The organism is Chryseobacterium sp. SC28 (assembly GCF_003932955.1).
In the GTDB taxonomy this organism is placed as follows: Bacteria; Bacteroidota; Bacteroidia; order Flavobacteriales; family Weeksellaceae; genus Epilithonimonas.
On record NZ_QOVY01000009.1, the window covers coordinates 13,586 to 35,280 of the forward strand.

Sequence of the window (21,695 nt, forward strand, 5' to 3'; positions counted from 1 at the left end):
AAAAATATTTCTGTGGAGAATTGGAGTGACAGGTTTCTATATTCAGTTAAAGTATCTCTTTTCGGCCGACATTTAAAAAGTTATTTTAAGGACTCTCAATAGCTTCTTAATTAATTTATGTCTCAACCACGTGGATGCTACTTCTGCCTAATTGTCAAACAAACACGATTGGCAAAAGAATTGTAAAAATATATCTTGTAAAATTATCAATTATGGACGACAACAGAGATATACACGAAGAAAACCTTACCCAAAACCCTCAACCCAAAGAAAATCCCGCAACAGAAAATCAAGAAAATCTGTCACAAGAGCCAAGCGCAGAAGAACTTTTGGCACAAGAAAAAGACAGATATATGCGTCTCTATGCAGAGTTCGAAAATTATAAAAAGAGGACACAAAAAGAAAAAAACGATTTCTACCTCTACGCTTCTCAAGATTTGATGACTTCGATGTTGGGTATTTTGGACGATTTCGAAAGAGCCATCAAAGAAATCTCAAAAAATGGCAATGAAACCGAGCTGAAAGGCATCGAACTGATCTACCAGAAGTTGAAAAGCAAGCTGATTGAGAAAGGTTTGAAACCCATCCATGTAGAGCAAGGGGACACTTTCAATGTAGATTTGCACGAGGCCATTACCTCGATCCCTGCGCCTTCAGAGGATCTTAAAGGTAAAATTATAGATGTGATAGAAACAGGTTATAAACTGCACGACAAAGTGATTCGTTTTGCGAAAGTAGTCACAGGTAACTAAAAACAAAGATAGTTGATTTTTAAAATCAATTATCAATCATCAATATGAACAATCAATTATGGCGAAACGAGATTATTACGAAATATTAGAAATTACCAAATCAGCCAATGCTGAAGAGATAAAGAAGGCTTACCGAAAAATGGCTCTTAAATATCACCCGGACAAAAACCCGGGCGATAAAAATGCGGAAGATAAATTCAAGGAAGCCGCGGAAGCTTACGAAGTCCTGAGTGACGACAACAAGAGGGCAAGATATGACCAGTACGGTCACGCCGGAGTTGGAGGCGCTGCAGGCGGCGGTTTCGGAGGATTTGGCGGAATGAATATGGAAGACATCTTCAGCCAGTTTGGTGATATTTTCGGGGGCGGATTTAGTGGTGGTGGTCAGAGACAGCAACGTGCTCGCGGCTCCAACCTTCGGGTGCGCATCAAGCTAAACCTCGAGGAAATGATTTCGGGTACTCAGAAAACCATCAAAGTCAAAAAAATGAAGCTCGCCAAAGGCGTGACCTCGAAGACTTGCCCGGCCTGCGGCGGAAGCGGCGTTCAAGTAAGAATGATGAACACGATGTTCGGCCAGATGCAGACGCAGACCACTTGCGGAACTTGCCAAGGCATCGGGAAGATAGCGGACAAAATCCCTGCCGGAGCCAATGCCCAGGGTCTTATCAAAGAAGAAGAAGAAATCACCATCAATATTCCGGCAGGCGCAAGAGACGGCATCCAACTGAATGTGAGGGGGAAAGGTAATGATGCACCGCTTGGCGGAACACCCGGCGACCTGCTGGTGGTAGTAGAGGAAGAAGTGGACAAAACCATCAAACGTGAGGGCGACAATCTGCATCAGGAACTTTATATTTCTTTTGCGGAAGCCGCTTTGGGAACGACCAAAGAAATCAACGTGGTTGGTGGAAAAGTGAAAATCAAAATTGATGAAGGCACGCAATCCGGTAAAATCCTGAGATTGACCGGAAAAGGTCTTCCGAACATCGAAGGATACGGCGGAAAAGGCGATATGTTCGTTCATATCAATGTTTGGACGCCGCAAAAACTGACAAAAGAGCAAAAGGAATTCTTCCAAAAACAATTGGAAAACGGCGATATGAACGCCGAACCCACAGGGAAAGAAAAAACATTCTTTGAGAAAGTGAAAGATATGTTCAACTAAATATTAAAGAGACTCGGTTTGAGTCTCTTTTTTGTGTCCGCAATTTCGTGTCCGGCTCAATGAAAAGCAGTTTTGCCAAAAGAACATTTACTTCACGAGTAGCCTGTCACAAACCGTCTTGCTAAAGTTCTCTTTGCGCCCGTTATAAGCAATCAACATCGATTGGTCAAATCCTTCAATCTGTAAGATTTTCAATTTGGTTCCGAGACTGAGGTTTCTCTTGTTCAGAAAATTCAAGAATTCTTCGGATGATGTTGTAACTGCGGCTAATTCTACGGTCTGATTTTCCTTGCATTTGCTCAGTTTTTTATGGTCGCGCTGCAGCACATTTCCGTCCTTGTCGGGGATGGGCTCGCCGTGGGGATCCATCGTGGGGTAATTCAGGAGTTCATCCATTTTATCAAAGAAGACATCCGAGTGGATGTGTTCCAACTGTTCCGCAATCTCGTGGACGTTTTCCCATCCGAAACCCATTTTTTCCACCAAAAACATTTCGGTCAACCGGTGTTTTCTTACGATGATCGAAGCTTCTTTTTTTCCCGATTCGGTCAGTTTGATTGGTTTGTAAGATTCATATTTGACCCAGTTTTTGTCCGCAAATTTCTTGACCATACTGTTCACGGATGGCATTTTGATATTCAGTTGCCGGCTGAGATCATTCACAGAAACTTCGTCATTCTCATTCACGAGATGATAAAGCGCTTTCAAATAATTTTCTTCGGTCAAGGAATTCATCATTCAAAATTAATAAAAAGTTAGATAAATCTACTTTATGAGCTAACATAATTATTTTTTAAAATGATAATTTGTACATATATTTGTACAAAATTAATAGAAATGCTCATTGCAAATATTTCCGATTTCCGTAAAGATATCAAATCTTATTTAGACAAAGTCTCCAAAAACTTTGAAACCTTGATTATTAATCGCGGAAAAGACCAAGGGATTGTCATCATGTCTTTGGACGAATACAACGCTCTGGTAGCAACCAATCACGAATTGTCTTCCAGAAAAAATGAAGCGCGGCTAGACTCGGCAATTGAAAAACTGAAAAGTAAACAATCATTTTCCAAAGATTTAATTGAAGACTAATGAGGTATGTTTTTGTGGATGAATCTTGGGAAGATTATCTTTACTGGCAAATTACCGACAAGAAAAAGCTCAAGAAAATCAACGAATTGCTAAAGGATATTGGGAGAAATCCTTATGAAGGCCTTGGAAAACCCGAGCCTTTGAAACACAAATATTCAGGATTTTGGTCCAGAAGAATAGATGATGAGCATCGGTTAATTTATAAGTATGAAAACGATGAAATACAAATTGCAAAATGCAGATTTCACTACGATTAAAAAATCTGGAAAGAAAAAATGAAGAAATATTCCTTTAAAAACGATTATTCCGAAGGTTGTCATCCTAATATTTTAGAAGCATTAATCAAAACAAATCTGGACCAGCAAAATGGTTACGGCTACGATGATTATTCTAATGAAGCGAGAAAATTAATAAAGCGAAAAATTAATGACGAAAATGCCGATGTTCACTTTGTGAGCGGCGGAACCCAAGCCAATCTTTTGGTAATTTCTTCCATTCTTCGGCCGCACGAAAGCACTATCTCTGCAGAAACCGGACACATCTTCACCAATGAAACCGGCGCGATAGAAGCAACCGGACACAAAATACACGGCATCGTAACCGAAGATGGCAAATTGAAACCGGAACACATCCAGTCGGTTTTGGATTCGCATACCAACAAACCGCATCAAGTCAAACAAAAACTGGTTTACATTTCTAATTCAACAGAGATTGGAACGATTTATCAGAAACAAGAACTGAAAGAATTGTATGAATTTTGCCAAGCCAACAATCTTTATCTTTTTCTCGACGGTGCAAGACTGGGACAGGCTTTAACCTCAGAAATCAATGATTTGACGCTGCAAGATATTGCCAATTTCACAGACGTTTTCTACATCGGAGGAACAAAAAACGGCGCGCTCCTCGGCGAAGCAATTGTGATTACTAATGATAATCTGAAAGAGGATTTCGCATTCCACGTCAAGCAAAAAGGCGCAATGCTTGCTAAGGGCAGATTACTTGGAATTCAGTTTTTGGAGTTGATGAAAAACGATCTGTATTTTGATCTGGCAAAGCATTCCAATGTTCAGGCGATGAAGATTAAATCTGCTTTTCAGCACAGAGGATTTCAGTTTTTATCAGACACTTTTACGAATCAGATTTTTCCAATTCTCAATAATTCGCAAATCAAAAAACTATCCGGAAACTTTGATTTCTATGTTTGGAAAAAGATTGATGAAGATAACTCTGCGATTCGGTTGATCACTTCTTGGGCAACACCTGATGAGGTGGTGGAAGGTTTTCTCAAAGAAATTGAACGCTTGTAAATTTCTTGGCTTATAATTAAAATAAATCTCCCATTTCGGGAACTTCCGTTTTAAACAATTTCTTCTTTAGGAAGCCTATTGTTCTTGGAATAAGCCATAATCACAAATCCGGCAAGCATAAAAGGAATACTCAAAACTTGTCCTGTATTGAGCCCCGCAAACTGGATAAACTCGTCGCCTTGTGGTTCTTTCAGGAATTCTACAAAAAAGCGGACCGCCCAGAGAACAATGAAAAATAATCCGAACAGCCAACCTTGCTGGTATTTTTTATCGGTTTTTCTGTAGAGAATCCAAAGCAAAACAAACAAACAAAAATATCCGAAAGCTTCGAATAATTGGGTAGGATAGCGCGGTACGGTGATGCCATATTCCGAACTCTGCTGCGGGAAAAGAATGGCAAAAGGGGAAGAAGGATCCACGGGTTTGCCGATAATTTCGGAGTTGAAGAAATTACCCATTCTCACGAAAGCGCCGCCCAGAGCGACCACAATTCCGATCCGGTCGTAGACCCAAAACGGATTTTTCTTGATGATTTTGTAGCTGTAATATAAGGTTGTGAAGATCAAAGCAATCGTGGCGCCGTGGCTCGCCAGTCCGGAAAATCCTGTAAAATGCAGACCGCCTTTGGTACTGATGGGCAGGAAAACACTCAGGAAATCCTCCTTGAAAAGTTCGGGCTGATAGAAAATCACGTGTCCCAATCTCGCGCCCAGAATGGTTCCAATCAAAGTCCAAGTAAAAATAGGCTCCAGATATTTCTCGTCCACACCATCTATTTTATAAATTCTTCCCATAATGAAATAGCCAATCCCGAAAGCCAGAATGAACATCAAACTGTAAAAATGCAGCATCACCGGTCCCAGTTTGATGCCTTTCACAGGATCCCAAATTTTGAAAGTCGTTTCCAGCTCTACATCGTCGGTAGGTTTCAAAATCCTGTCGGATTTCAAAAGATACTTGAAGTTGCTGATATTTTTTGGGTCTAAATTGGCCGCTACCGGTTTGAAATTCTTGTCCAAGAATTGAAAATGATTATTTTGATACGTTGCCAAAATATTTTGAATGCCGGCGAGGTGTTCTGCAGATTCTGCCTTGATGTTATCTTCATTTAGGATGACCAGTTCGTTGGGGATATTTCGCATGGCTTCCTCATACAGAAGTGCCGAACTTTGCGTGGCAAAAATTTTAACCTTCAGGGTTTCTTTATTATTGATTTTCAAAGTCCCGTCTGAAAGCTCGTTTGAAACAGTTTGTGAACAGAACAATTGAAAAATTCCGGCAAAAAGTACGAGATAAAATCTAAGAAAAATACGATTCATTGATAGATGGTTTAGTGTTGTTTTGGTGGCACCGGATCATAACCTTCGCCGCCCCAGGGATGGCAGCTTGCAATTCTTTTCAGCGCCAGCCAGCCGCCTCGGAAAAGGCCGTGAACTTTCAGCGCTTCCAAAGCATAATGCGAACACGTGGGCTCATAACGGCAATTTTTTCCGATCCAAGGCGAGATGGCGAATTGATAAAACTTGATCAAAACCACGATCGGGAATGTGACAACTTTGTTCAGCATAATTTTAAACTATGCAAAAATAGCAGAAAAATCAGAACTGCAATCACATTTAACCAAACTATAACATTTATCCTCGCTAAAAAACAGAAAATTCACTTCCCGGTTTTTAAAGCGTTTAGTTGGGGTAATGATTTGGGTTAAATTTTGGGATCATTTCTAAGCTCAATCGTCCGGAAAGTCAGGCTAATTCTAGGTTTTACGATTTTGTTTGTAGTCGGTAAGCTGTGAAGCCAGAATTTCTGAGTGCAGTCTTTCATCATCAATAAACTGCCGTTTTCCAGGATGAGCGAAACCAGTTCTTTGGTGCTTTTGTGTTTGAAATTAAATTTCCTCTCAGCTCCAAAACTTACCGAACTTATGGCGCCATTTTTCTTCAAATCCTTTTCGCCATCGCTGTGATAAGCCATTCCTTCCGACCCGTCGTGATAGAGATTTAGCAAACAGGAGTTAAAAGTTTCGCCGCTTAGGATTTCGATTTTTTCCTTGATTTCAAGAAGTGTTTTGTTCCAGGGCAAGGCTGTTTTCGTTCGTCCAGAGTAAGTATAGCGAAAGGGTTCGTCGCCATACCAAGCCACTTTCCGTTTCGTTTCTATGACTTTTCCAAAGATGACGGCTTCATCCTTTTTCCACTCGATTTCACTGCTTAATTTGTTTAAATAATGAGTTGCTTCTTCCTCAGAAAAAACTTTGCCATAGTAAGACGTGATGCCATCGTAAGGCAGAATATTTTCTATGATTTCTGGTTGATGCTCAAAAAGATTCATATTTCAAAATTATATTTTTTGGCTCAAAGAAAATCAAAAAATTCAGCCTTTCCGCTTATAATTCTTATTTTTGCACACGACTAATCGTTGATCCACAAACATTCATCCTCAAAAAAATGAAGCCCAGCTTAGCAAAAGGAACCCGAGATTTTACCGCGAAAGAAGTTTATAGAAGAAAATATATCATCGATATCTTGCAAAAGAATTTCGAATTGTTTGGATTCGAGCCTTTGGAGACACCCAGCTTCGAAAACCTTTCGACTTTGACGGGAAAATACGGCGAAGAAGGCGATCGGTTGATTTTCAAAATCTTAAATTCAGGCGATTATGCGGCGAAAGCCAATGACGAAGATTGGAACAACAAAAATTCTCAAAAACTGATTGCTCAAATTTCCGAAAAAGCCCTTCGGTACGACCTTACCGTTCCGTTCGCGCGTTTCGTGGCGATGAATCAAGGGCAATTGGCATTTCCCTATAAACGTTATCAGATTCAGCCGGTTTGGCGCGCCGATCGGCCTCAGAAAGGAAGATTCCGAGAGTTCTACCAATGCGATGCGGATGTGGTAGGCAGCACCAGTCTTTGGCAAGAAGTGGAACTTTTGCAGTTGTATTTCAAATCTTTCGAAGACTTGAATCTATCGGTGACCATTCATATCAACAACCGAAAAATCCTTTCCGGAATTGCAGAATATGCCGGAATTGCCGATCGGTTGATTGATTTCACAGTAGCGCTTGACAAATTGGATAAGATAGGGAAGCAAGGCGTGCAAAAGGAGATGATGGAAAAAGGAATCTCGGAGGAAGCCCTCTCTAAGTTGGATTTCCTTTTTTCTCAAAGTTCTGACGCTTTGGAAAACCTAAATCAGCTCAAAGAAAAATTCGGAGGTAACAGCAACGGATTGAAAGGCGTCCAAGAATTGGAATTTGTTATTAAAAATGCTTTGCAACTGGGAATTAATTCTCAGGATTTGGTGTTTGATATCACGCTTGCCCGAGGTTTAGACTATTACACCGGTGCCATTTTCGAAGTGAAAGCGAAAGATGTTGCGATGGGATCCATCGGCGGCGGCGGGCGCTACGACAATCTGACCGAAGTTTTCGGCGTGAAAGACATTCCCGGAATTGGGATTTCTTTCGGTCTCGACAGGATCTATCTGGTGATGGAGGAATTGGGAATTTTTCCCGCGGATTCTGACGTAAAAGTAAAATATCTTTTTGCTAATTATGGCGAAGCAGAATCCATCGAAGCCCTGAAATTGATTTCAAAATTAAGACAGCACCAAATCTCGGCCGAGCTGTATCCGGAAGCGGCCAAAATCAAAAAGCAATTTGCTTACGCCGAGAAAAAAGGAATCGAAAATCTGGTTTTTCTGGGTGAGCAAGAGATTAAAGATCAGACGGTAAGTATCAAAAATCTGGAGTCTGGCGAGCAGAAGACGATGGCGGTCGAAGCGTTTTTGAAGTCAGTTTTGTAATTGGCATTATTTGGATGACGTCTTTTTGGAGCCAATTTTTTCCTTCAAAAATCTTACAATTTTATAAAAACTTAATGTTTAATTTCAACAAAAAAGGAATAGCAATCACGAAAACAATCTTGTAAATTGAACGTGCGAACTATTCCTGATTTTTTTCCAGTATTCTTTTAAAAAGAATTGCGGATTGGTGACCTCGACAGGATTCAAACCTGTAACCTTCTGAGCCGTAATCAGATGCGCTATTCAGTTGCGCCACGAGGCCGTTTTTGGGTTTGCAAATATAAGTCTTTTTTCATTTCTTTGGAAGATGAAAACTAATTTTTTAAGCCTCCTTCTCCTTATTTTGGCGGTTGCCTGCCAAAAGGAAATCAAGCCGCCGGCAAATCAGCGCGTAATCATCTCGGCGCGAGTGAATTATTCTCAAGATGCACAACATTTGATTTTAAACTCAGGGAAATTCCAAAACGTGATTCCAAACAGCAAGTTGCCTTTCCGTAGGGCAATGCTCCTCAATTCCAGCTTGATCGGATTTTTTTCGGAACTGCATTTGGAAAATAAAATAGCCGGAGTTTCGAGCCCCGAGTATATTTTCTCCGAAAAAATCCATCAATTAATCAATCAAAACAAAATCCTGAATATCGGAAATGAGCAAAAATATAACCTCGAAAAAATACTGGCCGGCAAGCCCGACGTGATCTTTACCAATTACGTCCCCAACTTCGCCAACACCTACGAAATATTGAAAAACAATGGCATCGAAGTGATTTTCCTCGATGAATATTTGGAGCAGAATCCTTTGGAAAAATCTAAATATCTGCTGCTTTTCGGCAAATTGTTTGGCAAAGAAAAAGAAGCAGAAGCGGCCTATCAAAATATTGAAAACCAATACAAAACGATTCAGCAATTAGCTGAAAAAACTGTTTCCAAACCGTTGGTGCTCTGCAATGAAATGTACGGCAGCCAATGGTTTTTGCCGGGCGGAAAATCCTTTGTGTCCCAATTAATAAATGATGCAGGCGGCTCGTACATCTTGAAGGACAACAAAGACGCGACGTCTGTTCCTCTGAGCTTTGAGGAAGTTTTTGTCAAAGCTAAAAATGCAAAATATTGGATCAATATCAATCCGCACAGGAGCAAAATTGAACTGCTGACAATGAATCCCAATTATGCCAAAATGAAGGTTTTCCAGTCCGGCAAAATCTATATGATCAACAATCGTGAAAAAGACGGAGCCAATGATTATTTCGAAAGTGGCGTGGTGCGTGCAGACTTGGTTTTGAGAGATTATTTCAAGATTTTTCATCCGGAAGATGTAACTTTCCGCTCGCAACCTTTGGTTTATTTAAAAGAACTCAAATAATGGACAATCAGAACTACAAAATGGATTTTTTCGGTGCAATCATCTTGGTCGCAGGACTGTTCGTCGGCGCATCTTTCGCCTATGCTTTTGGGCTGGGACTGTCGGCCTTGTTCGGTCAAGATCTTCAGCAGACTGGCTGGTTCAGCGTGTTTTCCTATGTGATGACGATGCTGACACCGATTTTATTTTTCTATCTTCTGACAGTCAAAAACGATGGTAAAAAACTTACTTTCGACTTTTCTACCAAACCATTCAGAGTGTATCTTTTGATATTTCCAATGATGTTAGGGATAATGTTGGTCGCCGATTACACCACACAATTGATTCCAACCACGGGACAATTATTAGGGCCGCTCTATCAATTGTACCAAGCCGAATTTTTAAAACTTTCATCAAGCCCTGTTTCGCTGATTTTGATGACTGTCCTTTTAGCGCCAGTCTTGGAAGAAACTCTGTTCCGAGGCATTCTGATGCAAGGAATGATCAATAATAAAGTCAAATCCACGACCGCAATCATCGTATCGGCTTTGATTTTCGGAGTCGTACATTTCAATCCTTGGCAATTTGTGGGCGCATTTTTGCTCGGTTTGGTATTAGGTTTGGTGTACTTCAAAACGAAATCGCTGCTGATGCCGATATTGCTGCACGCCTTCAATAATTTGGTTTCGGCTTTGATGACGATGTACACAGATTCCGAAACTTTTTCCGAATTTTTTCAAATGAAGAAAGAAATTATTTTGGTTTCCGGCGTCGTTATATTTGCGATTCCGTTTTACTTTTTCGCCGTCCGCAAGAATATCATTTATAAAGATTAAAATTATGGCAACTTATCCGTCTTCCGCTCCCAATCTTTTTGCCAAGGCTTTTCCAGCCACAAAAAAGGATTTCCGCTCAAGCCGGGTTGCGCTTCGCAAGGTTCAACATTTGTCACCAAATCAATTTTTGTCATCATTGAAACATTCAAAAAACTTTAATATCTAACTTCTAAAATCTAATTTCTAAAAAATGGAAATTCTAATCGCCACACATAACCTCCATAAAAAAGAAGAAATCCAGCAAATCCTTGGATCGGAATATATCGTTACCAGTCTGTCCGATTACAACCTCAATGATGAAATCCAAGAAAATGGCAAAACCTTTCAGGAAAACGCACGGATCAAAGCGGAATACTGCTTTGAGAAAACCGGAAAACCAAGTGTGGGCGACGATAGCGGATTGGTCGTCGAGGCTTTAGGCGGACGGCCGGGCATCCTCTCGGCGCGGTATGCAGGCAATCACAATTTCAAGAAGAATATTGAGAAAGTTTTGGAAGAGTTGAAAGACGAGCCCAACCGGCGGGCCTATTTCATCACCGTGCTGTGTTTCAAAGATCAAGACGGAGAACATTACTTTGAAGGCCGTGTTTACGGCAATATCACGAGCGAGGTTTTCGGAGACGGCGGCTTCGGCTACGACCCGATTTTCATTCCCGATGAGTACAATTTGACCTTTGCTCAGATGCTGCCCGAGGAAAAAAACAAAATCAGCCATCGGAGTGCAGCTTTGAAGAAATTTGTCGAATTCCTCTATTCGCGGCGGGGTGCATTGTAGTTTTTCTTATGTTTTTGTTATCTTTACCCTTTAATTTTCAATAGAACAACGAAAATTGAGTACATATCTCACTATTTTAGGATTCAATTCGGCCATTCCGACCATTAATTCCTCGCCAACTTCTCAGTTTTTGGAAATGGAAGAACGGCATTTCCTCATCGATTGCGGCGAAGGAACGCAGGTGCAGATGCGCAAAGCAAAAGTAAGATTTTCTAAAATCAATCACATCTTTATCTCCCACTTGCACGGGGATCACTGTTTCGGTTTGCCCGGCTTGGTATCCTCTTTCCGACTTTTGGGAAGAAAAATGCCCTTGAATATCTACGGCCCCAAAGGCATCAAAAAAATGTTGGACACCATCTTCGAAATCACAGAAACTTACCGCGGCTTTGATCTGATTTATCACGAGTTGGAAGGAAAAGAATCGGTGAAAATCTATGAAGACAAAAGAGTGGAAGTCTATACTATTCCTCTGGATCACAGGATCTATTGCAACGGTTACCTCTTCAAAGAAAAGCCAAAGGAACGCCATCTGAATATGAAAGAAATTTCGAAATACAAAGAAATCGAAATCTGTGATTTTCAGAATCTACGTTTGGGAAAAGATTTTGTTTCCAAAGAAGGAAGCATCATCGATAATGCTTTGTTGACGACAGATCCGCGGCCTTCTGTATCCTACGCATTTTGCAGCGATACCAAATATAAAGAAGACATCGTGCCGATTATCGAAAAGGCCGATGTGCTCTACCACGAGTCTACTTTCCTGCATAACCTGAAACAAATGGCAGACTATACGGGACATTCTACAGCCTTGGAAGCCGCCACCATTGCGAAAAAAGCACAAGTGGGAAAATTGATTTTAGGACATTTTTCCAACCGCTACAGTGATCTAAGCGTGATGACAGACGAAGCGAGACAAATCTTTCCCAATACTTTTTTGCCCAAAGCGCTGGAAAGCCTGAAAATTGGATAGATTCAAACTTAAAAGATTGGCAAAAGAGAATTTTTATTTCAATATTAAAGTCAAAAATTTCCTAGTTCTATCAAAATATTTTTGGCGAAACTTTTCGTTTTTGTAAGAATTTTCTTATTTTTACTGAATATGAAATCAATAAAAAGTATAGAAGAAAATTTTATATTTGTCAAAAGTCAAAATTATGCAAAACAGCTATATAGAAACCGAACAAATCTCCTTTCAGGACTTTAAAAAAAGCATTTTACAAGATTATCGGTTAGGGAGAATATCCCGAGAAATGTCTTACTTAGGCAGGCGGGAAGTGCTTACCGGTAAAGGAAAATTCGGAATATTTGGTGATGGAAAAGAGTTGCCGCAGTTGGCAATGGCTAAGGTTTTTAGAAACGGAGATTTCCGGTCCGGTTATTATCGCGACCAGACTTTTGCATTGGCTGTTGATGCCGTTTCTGTAGAAAGTTTCTTTGCGCAATTGTACGCCGATACCAGCGTGGAAAGGGAGCCGGCCTCCGCAGGTCGTCAAATGAATGGTCATTATTCCACAAGAAGTTTGAACGCAGACGGAAGCTGGAAAAATTTAACTGAACAGAAAAATATTTCATCCGATATATCGCCAACTGCAGGACAAATGCCCAGATTATTAGGATTGGCGCAGGCTTCCAAGGTTTATAAATCAATAAAATTCGACGGTTCGGAGAAATTCTCAAAAGATGGAAATGAAGTTGCTTTCGGAACGATTGGCGATGCTTCCACAGCCGAAGGTCATTTTTGGGAAACTTTGAACGCCGCTTGTGCTTTGCAAGTGCCAATGATTATTTCGATTTGGGATGATGGTTACGGGATTTCGGTTCCCACTCAAAACCAAAGAGCGAAAGCGGATCTTTCCGAAATGCTTGAAGGTTTCCAAAGAAAAGCCACTGAGAAGCAGGGATGTGAAGTAATCAAAGTCAAAGGCTGGGATTATCCTGCTCTGTTGGAAGCCTATGCCAAAGCGGAACATTTTGCCAGAAACGAAAGTGTTCCCGTTGTGATTCACGTGACGGAAGTCACTCAGCCTCAAGGACATTCAACATCCGGATCGCACGAACGCTACAAATCGGAAGAGCGCTTAAAATGGGAATCCGAGTTCGATGGATTGGCAAAATTCAAGGAGTGGATTTTGAATTACAGTATCGAAATCGATGGTCACGAAGAGTATTTATCCACTCGGGAAGAGCTGGAAAGCATTGATTCCGAAGCTAAAAAACTGGTGAAAGAAGGTCAGAAAAAAGCTTGGGAAGCATATCAAAAAACCATTTTAGATTTACAAAATGAAATTTTACCTTTCGTAGAATCACTTAAAAAGCAAAATGTTGAAGTTGCTCATTTAATTGAAAACTATAATAAAATCGTTTCTAAAAGTAAGCGCGATATTTTCCATTTGGTAAGACAGACGCTTTTGCTAACAAGGGGTCAAAAATCATTGGAGAGAGATGCTTTAGAATCAAAATATCAGGAGATTTTAAAAATCGAAAAAGATCACTATTCTTCTCATTTATATTCGGAATCTCAGTGGAAAGCCACAAATGTGAAAGAAATCAAACCCGTCTTTTCGGATGCTTCGGAAGAAGTTGATGGTCGCGTGGTGCTACGAAATAACTTTGATAAAATTTTTGAAAAATATCCAGAGGCCTTGGTTTTTGGCGAGGATTCCGGAAATATTGGCGACGTAAATCAAGGATTAGAAGGACTTCAGGAAAAATACGGCGATGTAAGAATTGCCGACACGGGAATCCGCGAAGCCACGATCCTCGGGCAAGCCATTGGAATGGCGATGCGCGGTTTGAGACCGATTGCTGAGATCCAATATTTAGATTATATTTTGTACTGTTTGCAAGGAATGAGCGATGATCTTGCGACTTTGCAATACCGCACGAAAGGCGGACAAAAAGCGCCGCTGATCATCAGAACACGTGGACACAGGCTGGAAGGCGTTTGGCACTCCGGATCGCCGATGGCCGGCATTCTCAACCTTTCGAAAGGCATCAATATTCTGGTGCCAAGAAATCTGACCATCGCTGCAGGATTTTACAACACGATGCTCCAAAGCGACGAGCCGGCTCTGATTGTGGAATGTCTCAACGGATACAGACTCAAAGAAAAACAGCCTGATAATTTGGGCGAATTTACAATTCCGGTGGGAAAAATCGAAGTTACCAAAGAAGGAAATGATGTTACGTTGGTCACTTACGGCTCTACGTGGAGAATCGTGTCGGAAGCCGCCCACGAACTCCAACAACTGGGTATTTCGGCGGAAGTGATTGATGTTCAGTCCTTAATTCCATTCGATTTATCTCAAGAAATTGTAAATAGTGTGAAGAAGACAAACCGATTGGCAGTGATTGATGAAGATGTGGAGGGTGGCGCTTCGGCTTTCATTCTTCAGCAGATTTTAGAGAAACAAAATGCTTTCAGATATTTGGATTCGGCGCCGTTGACCATTTCCGCAAAAAATCACCGGCCTGCATACGGTAGTGATGGCGATTATTTTAGCAAGCCTTCGCTGGACGATATGGTCGAGAAAATCTATGCTATGTTTACAGAGGTCAATCCACAGAAATATCCCGCTATTTATTGAAAATTAATTTAGAAAACTCCTAAAAAACCTTTGGAATCCTCGATTATCAGAAGTTTATTTTTTTGGAGATCTTCTACGAAGTTGTTTTCGTTGTCGTAGCGCAATTCTATGTTTTCAAAGGTTTTTTTCCGGTAGGCATAGCCTTCCATAAATTCCTGATTATCTTTCCAAGATTGCAGATCCATCTTTCTCATCCAACTAATAAAATGAGAATGAGAATCGGCACGGCAACTCTTATTCCTCTTTATTAATGTATATTTCATGAGAATAACTTTTAACAAATTTATTACTTAAAAGCTTTTGTAGTGATTAATAAATGATTAAATTTTCTACTATCACTTTTAATAAAAAATATTCTAAGTCTAAAAACCGATGAGCGCCGGAATCATTTAACAGCTTTTGCGTCGATGCTTCCAATAATTTTCCGTAAATTCGCCTAAAATTTTTACTCACAATGAACTACGATATTATTGTTATAGGAAGCGGCCCCGGCGGATATGTGACTGCCATCAGAGCGGCTCAACTGGGTTTCAAAACTGCCATCGTCGAGAAGGAAAATCTCGGCGGAATCTGCCTCAACTGGGGTTGTATCCCGACCAAAGCCTTGTTGAAATCTGCACATGTTTTTAATTACCTGAAGCACGCTGAAGATTATGGTCTTAATAAAATTGAAAACCCGGGATTTGACTTCACCAAAGTAATCCAAAGAAGCAGAGGCGTGGCTGCAAAAATGAGCGGTGGCATTTCTTTCTTGATGAAGAAAAACAAAATCGATGTCATTATGGGAACCGCTACTGTGAAAGCGGATAAAAAAGTGACCGTTGTAGATGCTGAAGGAAAATCAGCTGAATATTCCGGAACCAACATCATCATCGCAACCGGCGCGCGATCCAGAGAATTGCCAAATCTTCCTCAAGATGGCAAAAAAGTAATCGGATACAGACAGGCATTGTCTCTTCCCGAACAGCCAAAATCTATGATTGTCGTAGGTTCCGGCGCTATCGGAATTGAGTTTGCTGATTTTTATAACGCAATGGGAACCAAAGTGACCGTTGTAGAATTCTTGCCCAACATCGTTCCTTTGGAGGATGAAGAAGTTTCCAAACACGTAGAGAAATCTCTGAAAAAATCCGGGATTGAAATAATGACCAACGCTACTGTAGAATCTGTGGATACTTCAGGAAACGGCGTGAAAGCAAGCGTGAAAACGGCTACGGGAAACATTACTTTGGAAGCTGACATCTTGCTTTCTGCCGTTGGCATTACTGCGAATATCGAAGGAATCGGGCTGGAAGAGGTTGGGATCAAAACTGAAAAGGGTAAGGTTTTAGTGAACGAATGGTACGAAACTTCTGTTCCAGGATATTATGCAATTGGCGATATCATCCCAACTCAGGCTTTGGCGCATGTTGCTTCTGCAGAAGGAATCACTTGTGTCGAGAAAATCAAAGGCTTGCACGTAGAACCTATCAATTATGGAAATATTCCGGGGTGTACGTACTGTCATCCGGAAATCGCTTCTGTTGGTTTGACAGAAAAACAAGCTAAAGAAAAAGGATATGAAATCAAAGTTGGTAAATTCCCTTTCTCAGCCTCCGGAAAAGCTACAGCAAACGGCGATGTTGACGGTTTCATCAAAGTTATTTTTGACGCTAAGTACGGCGAATGGCTTGGTTGCCATATGGTTGGTGACGGCGTTACCGATATGATTGCTGAAGCCGTGGTTGCGAGAAGATTGGAAACCACCGGTCACGATATTATTAAATCTATCCACCCGCACCCAACTTTGTCGGAAACTATTATGGAAGCTGCTGCGGCTGCTTATGGCGAAGTGATTCATATTTAATTAGGACCAATAAAAATATTATGCATCAAAACCACAGAATTATCCGTGTTTTTTTTAATTTTACTTAATGGAAAATTCGAAGATAGGATTGGTTTTGTCTGGAGGCGGCACGCGCGGATTGGCTCATGCAGGCGTGCTGAAATTTCTGGATGAACAAAATATTAAGCCGGATATTCTGTCCTGTTGCAGCGCAGGTTCTATCGTGGGCTCTCTTTATGCGTTCGGGAAAACGCCGGAGGAGATTTTGGATTTTTTCCAATCTATTTATTTCTTCAACTGGAAGCATTTTACTTTTAATCAACCCGGATTTGTTTCATCGGTTCTTTTTTTAAAATACCTAAAGCCGATTTTCGAAGATGCAACTTTGGGCGATTTGGAAAAAGATGTCAGAATTGTGGCTACTGAGCTTATCAGCGGGCAACAGAAAGTTTTTGAAAAACATTATAAAGTAGTGGATGCCATTATTGCTTCTTCGTGCATCCCCGGTATTTCCACGCCATATCGTATTGGAAATGAAATTTATAGCGATGGGGGTGTTCTTAATAATTTTCCTGCAGATATCATCCATAACGAATGCGAAAAAATGATTGGGGTCTATGTAACACCGCCGCAGGATGTGCAGGAGAATGATTTGAAAAGTATCCGCGCTGTGACAGCCCGCGCTTACGAATTACTGTCTCACCGGACAGAGATTCACAAATTTGCGTACTGCGATTGGTTTATTAGTTCAAAAAAATTGTCGAAATACGGAACTTTTGAGAAAAAGCCCGAACGTATGGAGGAGATTTTTTTGATTGGTTATGAAGAAGCCAAGCGTACTTTTGAAGAAAATAGAGAAGAATTTAGCACACTATTTTTGAAAACCGATCGTGCTTGATTCTTAAATGATTGTCACCTCCTTTTTTTTGACAAAAATTGGAAATCCTATCCAAATTAAAACCTACTTTTCAAAATAAAACGACAAAAGTCTTTTTTATATAGACAAAAGTCGTATATTTGTGGATGTGATAAAGAAGAAAACAGAAATGAAAAAATATAAAACAGAAGACAAAAGCGAAACCGTAGCAGAGCCCGTCGCAGTTTACGGTTATCAAGATTTAGATGATGTCGGCATTTTCCGTATGATGGATATTGCGGAAGAAGGTATTTCTTACAAATTTTTCAACAATCTTGTAAGAAAATTCCCTTTCAGTTTTCAGGAATGGGCTGGCTTTCTACATATTTCCGGGAAGACTTTGTCCCGATATCAAAAGGAGGAAAAGACCTTTGACACCTTGCAGTCCGAAAAGATCCTCCAGATAGAGATGCTATACAAGAGAGGCGAGGAGGTTTTTGGCACCGCTGATTCTTTTTTGACTTGGCTGCAAACCGAAAATCTCGCACTTGGAAAGATCAAGCCTCAAGATCTTTTAGGTAGCAACTTCGGAATCTCTCTTCTGATGGACGAGCTCACAAGGATAGAGCACGGCATTTTGGCGTAGTTGCTAATGATCGTTTACCGGCTTTCTAAGGAAGTTTTTGCCAACGATCTTTCCGGCAGAGGAGCGGAGATTGCCGGCGGAAGATGGAACAGCAAAGGGAATGCAGCTTTGTACACCGGGCAATCTATTGCGCTTTGTGTTACCGAGATTGCGGTTCATATTCCTCTTGGTATTATTCCGAAAGATTATCGATTGGTGCATATTGAGATTCCTGCGGTAGAATTCTTTGTGCCAAAGAGATTCCCAAAAGATTGGAGCACATTTCCTCACGTCCACGCTACGCAGAAATTAGGGGACAAATTTCTAAAGGAAAAGCAGTTCCTCGTGATGAGGGTTCCCTCGGCGGCGGTTCAGGGCGAGTTCAATTTCATTATAAATCCTCGATATATCAATTTTAAAGACGTTAAAATTAAAAAAGTTGAAAAATTCACTTTTGATGACCGATTGTTCATCAGATAAAAACATTTAGTTCCAATGAAAATCAAAGAATTTATAAGGCAATTTGAAAAAATTATTCCTGCAAAGCAGGCCGAGGATTTTGATAATGTCGGATTATTATGCGGTAATCCGGAAAGGGAAGTCTCGGGAATTTTGGTAGCTCACGATGCTTTGGAACCGGTTGTGGACGAAGCTATTAAAAATAATTTTAACCTCATTGTCTGTTTTCATCCTATTATTTTTTCTGGTTTAAAATCAATTACGGGTCAGAATTATGTTGAGAAAGCTGTTCTGAAAGCTTTGGAAAACAGAATTGCAATTTATGCCATTCACACGGCTTTTGATAATGCTTATTTTGGTGTTAATTATAAAATCTGTGAAGTTCTGGGGTTGAAAAATCATAAAATCTTGATGCCAAATCAAAATCAATTAAAGAAACTGGAAGTTTATGTTCCCGCGGAGTCTGCCGACGATTTAAAAGAGGCTTTGTTCCAAGCGGGAGCAGGAAGCATCGGTTTCTACGACGAGTGCAGTTTTTCCGTTTCGGGGAAGGGAACTTTCCGTCCTTTGAAAGGCTCGCATCCGACATTGGGAAGCCAAAATGAAAGAGAAAATGCGGATGAAGTTTTGGTTTCTGTGATTTTCGAAGATTTTAGAAAAAATGAAATTCTCTTGGCGATGAAGCAAAATCATCCTTACGAGGAAGTGGCGTATCAATTGATTTCTCTTGAAAATGAAAATCATTACACGGGCTTGGGAAGATTTGGCGATCTGGAAACTGAGATGGGCGAAGCAGATTTTTTAAGATTTGTAAAAGAACAATTTAATCTTAAAGTCATCAGGCACAATGCTTTAGTCGACAGGAAAATAAAAAGAGTAGGCGTTTTGGGCGGTAGTGGTGCCGGCGGTATCAAGGCGGCACTGGCTTGTCAATGTGATGCTTACCTAACGGGAGATGTGAAGTATCACGATTTTTTCTCGGCTGAAGACCGGATGCTCGTCTGTGATATCGGTCATTTTGAATCGGAACAGTTTGTAAGCCAACAATTATTTGAAATTTTGTCCGAAAAATTCCCTATATTTGCCATCGCAAAAACGACTGAGAAAACAAATCCTGTTAATTATTTTATATAGATATGGCTGATAAAAAAGTAAACGAAATTTCTGTTGAAGAAAAACTAAGAGCACTTTACGATTTGCAGATCATCGATTCCCGTTTGGACGAGATCCGCAACACCAGAGGCGAATTGCCAATCGAAGTGGAGGATCTGGAGATAGAAATTGAAGGTCTTGAAAAAAGAGCCCAAAAATTCGAAGCTGAGATTGCCGAGCAATATGCAGAAATCACAAGCAAAAAAGACTTGATAAAGCAGGCTCAAACTCTGATCGACAAATATAAAACGCAGCAAGATAACGTCCGAAATAACAAAGAATTCGAAGCTCTGGCAAAGGAAGTTGAATATCAGGAATTGGAAATTCAATTGGCGGAGAAAAGAATCAAAGAATTCGGTAGTAAAATTGATCACAAAAAAGAGGCTTTGGCAGATCTTACCGAAAAAATCGATGAGCTGAAAAATCATTTGGTTCACAAGAAAAACGAGTTGGAAAACTTGGTTTCCGAAACCCAAAAAGAAGAAGATTATCTGCTGGAAAAATCCAAAGAGTATGCGGCAAAAATCGATACTCGATTGCTGGCTTCTTATCAAAGAATCCGTCAAGGATCAGCTACCGGCCTTGCGGTTGTAGGTTTGGAAAGAGGCGCGCCCAAAGGATCTTTCTTCACCATCCCGCCTCAAAAGCAGATGGAGATCGCCCAGAGAAAGAAAATCATTATTGATGAACATTCGGGCAAGATTTTGGTGGATGATGAGTTGGTGAACGAAGAAACTGCAAAGATGGCCAATGTCATCAAATTCAGTTAACTGAAAGAATCGGAAAATGTTTTGAAAATAGTGCTGTACAGGCACTTTTTTTGTGCGTTTTGGTGTCTTTCTCGTGAAGTCTTTCTTGTCGGACTCAGATAAAAAGGAGCTAAAACCGTGTGGTTATGCTCCTTTGTTTTTTGATGAATTATGTTTCTTTACTTTCGCAAAGCACAAATTTGATGGATCGAAAAAGCTCGACAGCTATTACCGATTACTTTTTACCACCGTAAGATTTGTCTTTGATTCTCGCTTTTTTACCTCTTAGATCTCTAAAGTAGTAGATTCTTGCTCTTCGGACTTTTCCTTGTCTGTTCACTTCGATTTTTTGAAGTGCAGGCATGTTCATAGGGAAAACGCGTTCTACACCCACGTCGCCACTCATTTTCCTGATGGTAAATGTCTTTGTAAGACCCGTTCCTCTCAATTGGATTACGGTACCTTTGAAGAACTGAGTTCTGGTTTTTGCACCTTCTTTGATTTCGTAATACACAGTGATGGTGTCACCTGCTTTGAATTCCGGAAATTCTTTTTTCGTAATGTACTTGTCTTGTACGTATTTTACTAAATCCATTGTTATAAAAAAATTGTTTTTGCGCTAAGCAACGTTCACGGCCTTCGTCAGAGGTTGATTAACAGGTTGCAAAAATAAAAATAATTTTCCTAACCGCAATACAATTCAACATATTAAATTTATTTTTTCATCCAAAATGAAATAAGCAAAGAAAATTGGATTAAAAAAATCGATAAAAAATCGATAAAAAAGCTATTTGATTTAATGTTACTTTCACCAATCTATTTTTTTATTTTTAGTAACGGTCTGCCCGGAAAGTTAAACAAAAATTGTAAATTTGCACTTCTTAAAAAAAATTTAAAAATAATGTCAGGAAAAATCACCTTTACCATGATCAAGCCCGATGCTGTCGAAGACGGACACGTTGGTGCAATTCTCGAAAAAATCAGTGAAGCTGGGTTTAAAATCAAAGCTTTAAAATTGACGCAGCTTACCGTTGCCGATGCCGAAAAATTCTATGAAATCCATTCGGAAAGACCTTTTTACAGAGAATTGGTAGAGTTTATGTCTTCAGGGCCTTTGGTGGCAGCGGTCTTGGAGAAAGATAATGCCGTGGAAGAGTTCAGAACAATTATTGGAGCAACCAATCCTTCGGAAGCCGCAGAAGGCACCATTCGGAAACTGTTTGCCAGAAGCATCGGCGAAAATGCAATCCACGGTTCTGATTCGGATGAGAATGCGCTGATCGAGGCCCGCTTCCATTTTTCCGGACGAGAGATTTTCTAACGTCTTCCGATAAAAACGGGCTGTCTTTCTTAGAAAAACCAAC

The 21,695-nt window shown here is 40.4% G+C and carries 25 protein-coding genes and 1 tRNA gene; 18 read left to right on the forward strand and 8 right to left on the reverse strand.

What is annotated here, in order from left to right:
* Window positions 1-212 precede the first annotated feature (212 nt).
* Together DTW91_RS06815 and dnaJ are read left to right on the forward strand one after the other, a co-directional pair.
* Window positions 213-752, forward strand: a complete 540-nt coding sequence (locus DTW91_RS06815; RefSeq protein ID WP_125202640.1) for a nucleotide exchange factor GrpE — start codon at window positions 213-215, stop codon at window positions 750-752.
* A gap of 58 nt (window positions 753-810) precedes the next feature.
* Window positions 811-1,920 carry a molecular chaperone DnaJ gene (gene dnaJ, locus DTW91_RS06820; RefSeq protein ID WP_125202641.1) on the forward strand — a complete coding sequence of 370 codons (1,110 nt, stop codon included), beginning with the start codon at window positions 811-813 and terminating at the stop codon, window positions 1,918-1,920.
* A gap of 87 nt (window positions 1,921-2,007) precedes the next feature.
* Here the strand turns inward: dnaJ and DTW91_RS06825 are convergent, their stop codons facing one another.
* The gene (locus tag DTW91_RS06825; RefSeq protein ID WP_125202642.1) at window positions 2,008-2,655 is read right to left on the reverse strand and encodes a metal-dependent transcriptional regulator; all 648 of its coding nucleotides are present in this window, start codon (window positions 2,653-2,655) and stop codon (window positions 2,008-2,010) included.
* A gap of 102 nt (window positions 2,656-2,757) precedes the next feature.
* Between DTW91_RS06825 and DTW91_RS06830 the strand changes: the two genes are divergently transcribed.
* From DTW91_RS06830 to DTW91_RS06840, 3 genes are read left to right on the forward strand one after another with little or no spacing between them, the layout of a single operon-like run.
* Window positions 2,758-3,012, forward strand: a complete 255-nt coding sequence (locus DTW91_RS06830; protein WP_125202643.1) for a type II toxin-antitoxin system Phd/YefM family antitoxin — start codon at window positions 2,758-2,760, stop codon at window positions 3,010-3,012.
* Window positions 3,012-3,269, forward strand: a complete 258-nt coding sequence (locus tag DTW91_RS06835; protein ID WP_125202644.1) for a Txe/YoeB family addiction module toxin — start codon at window positions 3,012-3,014, stop codon at window positions 3,267-3,269. Before DTW91_RS06830 ends, DTW91_RS06835 begins: the two co-directional genes overlap by 1 nt.
* Window positions 3,270-3,287: 18 nt before the next feature.
* The gene (locus tag DTW91_RS06840) at window positions 3,288-4,319 is read left to right on the forward strand and encodes a threonine aldolase family protein (RefSeq protein WP_125202645.1); all 1,032 of its coding nucleotides are present in this window, start codon (window positions 3,288-3,290) and stop codon (window positions 4,317-4,319) included.
* A gap of 50 nt (window positions 4,320-4,369) precedes the next feature.
* Here the strand turns inward: DTW91_RS06840 and lgt are convergent, their stop codons facing one another.
* The 3 genes from lgt to DTW91_RS06855 form a co-directional block, all read right to left on the reverse strand.
* On the reverse strand, window positions 4,370-5,227 hold the full coding sequence (lgt, locus tag DTW91_RS06845) for a prolipoprotein diacylglyceryl transferase (protein ID WP_410493724.1): 858 nt from the start codon (window positions 5,225-5,227) through the stop codon (window positions 4,370-4,372).
* Window positions 5,228-5,649: 422 nt separating this feature from the next.
* Complete coding sequence (gene yidD, locus DTW91_RS06850; protein WP_125202647.1) at window positions 5,650-5,886, reverse strand: membrane protein insertion efficiency factor YidD; 237 nt, start codon at window positions 5,884-5,886, stop codon at window positions 5,650-5,652.
* A 137-nt stretch (window positions 5,887-6,023) separates the two neighbouring features.
* Window positions 6,024-6,650, reverse strand: coding sequence for an alpha-ketoglutarate-dependent dioxygenase AlkB family protein (locus DTW91_RS06855; RefSeq protein WP_125202648.1), 627 nt, complete (start codon window positions 6,648-6,650; stop codon window positions 6,024-6,026).
* Window positions 6,651-6,766: 116 nt separating this feature from the next.
* Here DTW91_RS06855 and hisS point away from each other — a divergent pair, with 116 nt between their 5' ends.
* Window positions 6,767-8,125, forward strand: a complete 1,359-nt coding sequence (gene hisS, locus DTW91_RS06860) for a histidine--tRNA ligase (RefSeq protein ID WP_125202649.1) — start codon at window positions 6,767-6,769, stop codon at window positions 8,123-8,125.
* 185 nt (window positions 8,126-8,310) lie between these two features.
* Here hisS and DTW91_RS06865 read toward each other — a convergent pair.
* Window positions 8,311-8,387: transfer RNA gene (locus tag DTW91_RS06865), tRNA-Arg, on the reverse strand.
* Window positions 8,388-8,432: 45 nt separating this feature from the next.
* On the opposite strand from DTW91_RS06865, the gene DTW91_RS06870 reads away from it, so the two are divergent.
* Window positions 8,433-9,485 carry an ABC transporter substrate-binding protein gene (locus DTW91_RS06870; RefSeq protein ID WP_125202650.1) on the forward strand — a complete coding sequence of 351 codons (1,053 nt, stop codon included), beginning with the start codon at window positions 8,433-8,435 and terminating at the stop codon, window positions 9,483-9,485.
* Window positions 9,485-10,300, forward strand: a complete 816-nt coding sequence (locus DTW91_RS06875; protein ID WP_125202651.1) for a CPBP family intramembrane glutamic endopeptidase — start codon at window positions 9,485-9,487, stop codon at window positions 10,298-10,300. The genes DTW91_RS06870 and DTW91_RS06875 overlap by 1 nt, the downstream gene beginning before the upstream one ends.
* Before the next feature lie 2 nt (window positions 10,301-10,302).
* On the opposite strand, the gene DTW91_RS12955 is transcribed toward DTW91_RS06875, so the two are convergent.
* A complete protein-coding gene (locus DTW91_RS12955; protein ID WP_262696667.1) occupies window positions 10,303-10,437 on the reverse strand; it encodes a hypothetical protein in 135 nt (44 codons plus the stop codon).
* A 53-nt stretch (window positions 10,438-10,490) separates the two neighbouring features.
* On the opposite strand from DTW91_RS12955, the gene rdgB reads away from it, so the two are divergent.
* The 3 genes from rdgB (at window position 10,491) to DTW91_RS06890 (ending at window position 14,665) form a co-directional block, all read left to right on the forward strand.
* Complete coding sequence (rdgB, locus tag DTW91_RS06880; protein WP_125202652.1) at window positions 10,491-11,075, forward strand: RdgB/HAM1 family non-canonical purine NTP pyrophosphatase; 585 nt, start codon at window positions 10,491-10,493, stop codon at window positions 11,073-11,075.
* 55 nt (window positions 11,076-11,130) lie between these two features.
* On the forward strand, window positions 11,131-12,048 hold the full coding sequence (locus tag DTW91_RS06885; RefSeq protein WP_125202653.1) for a ribonuclease Z: 918 nt from the start codon (window positions 11,131-11,133) through the stop codon (window positions 12,046-12,048).
* 184 nt (window positions 12,049-12,232) lie between these two features.
* Complete coding sequence (locus DTW91_RS06890) at window positions 12,233-14,665, forward strand: thiamine pyrophosphate-dependent enzyme (protein ID WP_125202654.1); 2,433 nt, start codon at window positions 12,233-12,235, stop codon at window positions 14,663-14,665.
* A gap of 8 nt (window positions 14,666-14,673) precedes the next feature.
* Here the strand turns inward: DTW91_RS06890 and DTW91_RS06895 are convergent, their stop codons facing one another.
* Entirely contained in the window at window positions 14,674-14,928 is a 255-nt protein-coding gene (locus DTW91_RS06895; protein ID WP_125202655.1) for a hypothetical protein, read from the reverse strand.
* A gap of 191 nt (window positions 14,929-15,119) precedes the next feature.
* Between DTW91_RS06895 and lpdA the strand changes: the two genes are divergently transcribed.
* The 6 genes from lpdA to DTW91_RS06925 all read left to right on the forward strand — a co-directional run bounded on the left by lpdA (window position 15,120) and on the right by DTW91_RS06925 (window position 20,352).
* Window positions 15,120-16,511 (forward strand): dihydrolipoyl dehydrogenase, encoded by a 1,392-nt coding sequence (gene lpdA / locus DTW91_RS06900; RefSeq protein ID WP_125202656.1) that lies wholly within the window; start codon window positions 15,120-15,122, stop codon window positions 16,509-16,511.
* Between the two features lie 67 nt (window positions 16,512-16,578).
* Window positions 16,579-17,388 (forward strand): patatin-like phospholipase family protein, encoded by an 810-nt coding sequence (locus tag DTW91_RS06905; RefSeq protein WP_125202657.1) that lies wholly within the window; start codon window positions 16,579-16,581, stop codon window positions 17,386-17,388.
* A gap of 148 nt (window positions 17,389-17,536) precedes the next feature.
* On the forward strand, window positions 17,537-17,992 hold the full coding sequence (locus DTW91_RS06910; protein WP_125202658.1) for an antitoxin Xre-like helix-turn-helix domain-containing protein: 456 nt from the start codon (window positions 17,537-17,539) through the stop codon (window positions 17,990-17,992).
* 6 nt (window positions 17,993-17,998) lie between these two features.
* On the forward strand, window positions 17,999-18,451 hold the full coding sequence (locus DTW91_RS06915) for an RES family NAD+ phosphorylase (RefSeq protein WP_125202659.1): 453 nt from the start codon (window positions 17,999-18,001) through the stop codon (window positions 18,449-18,451).
* Between the two features lie 15 nt (window positions 18,452-18,466).
* Window positions 18,467-19,564, forward strand: coding sequence for a Nif3-like dinuclear metal center hexameric protein (locus DTW91_RS06920; protein WP_125202660.1), 1,098 nt, complete (start codon window positions 18,467-18,469; stop codon window positions 19,562-19,564).
* Window positions 19,565-19,566: 2 nt separating this feature from the next.
* A complete protein-coding gene (locus DTW91_RS06925) occupies window positions 19,567-20,352 on the forward strand; it encodes a zinc ribbon domain-containing protein (RefSeq protein ID WP_125202661.1) in 786 nt (261 codons plus the stop codon).
* Between the two features lie 214 nt (window positions 20,353-20,566).
* Here the strand turns inward: DTW91_RS06925 and rplS are convergent, their stop codons facing one another.
* Entirely contained in the window at window positions 20,567-20,926 is a 360-nt protein-coding gene (gene rplS, locus DTW91_RS06930) for a 50S ribosomal protein L19 (protein ID WP_125202662.1), read from the reverse strand.
* A 306-nt stretch (window positions 20,927-21,232) separates the two neighbouring features.
* Between rplS and DTW91_RS06935 the strand changes: the two genes are divergently transcribed.
* Window positions 21,233-21,652: a nucleoside-diphosphate kinase gene (locus DTW91_RS06935; RefSeq protein ID WP_125202663.1), complete on the forward strand. Its 420-nt coding sequence runs from the start codon at window positions 21,233-21,235 to the stop codon at window positions 21,650-21,652.
* Window positions 21,653-21,695: the final 43 nt, after the last annotated feature.